This is a genomic window from Flavobacterium sp. JAS (assembly GCF_020991455.1).
Lineage (GTDB): Bacteria > Bacteroidota > Bacteroidia > Flavobacteriales > Flavobacteriaceae > Flavobacterium.
Genome location: NZ_JAJMOX010000034.1, coordinates 1 through 2,515, shown reverse-complemented (window position 1 = coordinate 2,515; position 2,515 = coordinate 1). Strand labels below are relative to the sequence as shown.

Genomic DNA, 2,515 nt, shown 5'->3' with positions numbered 1-2,515 from the left:
ATATCCTGTACCGGATAATTCTCAAAAGCCATAATATGGTCGATCAGGTTCATGCCCAGTTCACTTTGGGACTGAACATCTGAGAGGTTCAGATAATGATGGGCTTTACTCCATATCGACTCTTGTTGAATTTGTTTTAATAAATCCAGTGGTGTATCCTTATCATTGTACTTTACCCTTACCGGAATGGTATTGATAAACAATCCGATCATATCCTCAACTCCTTCCAAATCTGCTGGCCTTCCTGAGACTACAGTTCCAAAGACAACATCCTGAGTGTTGTTATATTTGGATAATAAATAACCCCATACGCCTTGCATAAATGTGTTTTGGGTCACTCCAATCTCTGCGCAGAGTTCATTTAATCCTGCATATAAATCTCCCTCTATTATAAGGCTTTCTTTGGATTCTAAATAGGTGTTTTTTTGCTTTGATCCTGTTGTAAACGGGATTCCGGCAACATGCTCGTAGCCTTGTAAATATGTTTTCCAATAACCAAGGGATTCCTGTGTATTGACACGGTCTAACCATTGGATATAGTTCGAATACGCAAAAGGTTTGGGTAAATGCAGCGGGGTCTTCTGATCTGTCTCATGCAGAAACTGATAGAAATCCTTAATTAAAATACTCATACACCAGCCATCAGAGAGAATATGATGGTGGCTCCAGATGAATTCATATTGCTCATTGCCCAGATCCAATACCCCAAGTCGCATCTGTGAAGGGGTCTCCAGATCAAATCCTAATGTCTTGTCTTCTAATTTTACTAACGCTATATAATCTGCCGCAGCGATCCCTTGGGGGATTTGACGGTATGAAAAATGATTCGCTACTTGCTTTCTTACTAATTGTAAAGGGTGATCGCTCAGATCATAGGTAAAGCTTGTTCGCAGTACCCCATGTCGGGACACTAATTTATTATACGATTCTTCGATAGAGGCAATACTCAAACCAGGGGCTTTTATCCTGTAGGACATTTGCTCGAAATACATCGCATTGGTTTTATCAGACAGCCAGTGGTAGTAGATCCCTTGCTGTAACGGAGAAAGTTTATAAACATCCTCAAGGGTATTGTCTTTGTTTATCCTGGATAAATCTGACAGACTCAAACCTTTAAAAGTTAAATCTGATGGGGTTAATTTTGGTTCTTTTATAACACTAAGCTCCTGGATTAATCCAACAAGATTTTTATGATAGGAGGCTGCTAAGTTTTCAATGGTCTGTAAATGGTAAAGTGCCTGGGAGAATCGAACAGACAGGCGAAGCTCGCCTGAGACCAGCATTCCTGAAACACTCAAAAGGGCATAACTATGAACATCTGAAGCAATATCTGAACCTATATTCTCTGAGGAATATTCAAATATCGAGGCCGATTTATTCCCTGCATTATAACCAAAATCACCTAAATAGTTGAACTCAACAGGACGCTGGAAATCTCCTTTGAATCCATCTGATAAATAACGCTGGATTCCGTATCCGATCCCTTTATTGGGGATTTTTCGTAAATCTTCTTTTACTTCAATCAGACTCGCGATCGGGGATGCTGTATTTTTTATGTTTAACAAAAACGGATAGACCGAAGTAAACCAGCCAACGGTTCTGCTGATATCAACATCGGCGATAATGTCTTCCCTGCCGTGGCCTTCCATTTCTATCACGCTTTGATCCAATCCGAAAGTCTCTTTTATCGCAAGGCCTAAACCGGTGAGTAAAACATCGTTTATCTTGGTATTATAAGCCCCGTGAACTTGTGTCTGCAGGAGTTCGGTGATGGATTTATCAAGGCTCAGCGAAACAACACTATCCATTTTCTGAAAGCCTGAAGCGGTCTTGTCTGTTGGAAAAGGCGTTGTGCTTTGGCTGCAAATGGATTCCCAATAGGACTTCTCTGATCCCTGGGCATCACTAGTAGCATATTGCTGCTGTAACTGGGACCATCTCTGGAATGAATCTGTCTTTAGGGGTAATTCCGGGATTTCTCCTAAGCTGAATTGCTTGTACAGGCTCGATAAATCCTCGAGTAAAATACGCCAGGAAATACCATCTACAACAAGGTGGTGGATAATTATGGCTAAGCGGTCTGCGCCAGCCAATCGGAAATGGGCTGCTTTAAGCAAAGGACCTGTCTGCAGATTAAAACTGCTCTGAAGCTTTTCTCCCAGCTCTGCCATGGCTTCCAATTCATTTTCTTCTTCTCGCAGGTCATAAAAATATACCCCTGTATCACCCCCTGCAATGCCCTGGTTGAACTGTGTCCACTTAGCGCCTTCCTGGCTGTAAACCATACGAAGCGCATCATGGTGCCCGGTTAAAAAAGCTATACTTTTTACTAACAGCTCATGCTTTAAGGCTTCTTTACTTTTTAAAACTACTGACTGGTTAAAATGATGGTGCAGCTTAAAAATAGGGTCTTCGAAAAAATAACGCTGTATTGGGGTTAGATCCACCGCCCCAATTACCGCCGACTGATCGATACTGCGAACGCTTAATTCCAAATATGTACTCAGGTCCTCCA

1 protein-coding gene is annotated in these 2,515 nt (G+C 41.7%); it reads right to left on the bottom strand.

Going from position 1 to position 2,515, the window contains the following annotated elements:
* The coding region (locus tag LPB88_RS23620) for a condensation domain-containing protein (RefSeq protein ID WP_230718244.1) at window positions 1-2,515 on the bottom strand (2,515 nt) is incomplete at both ends.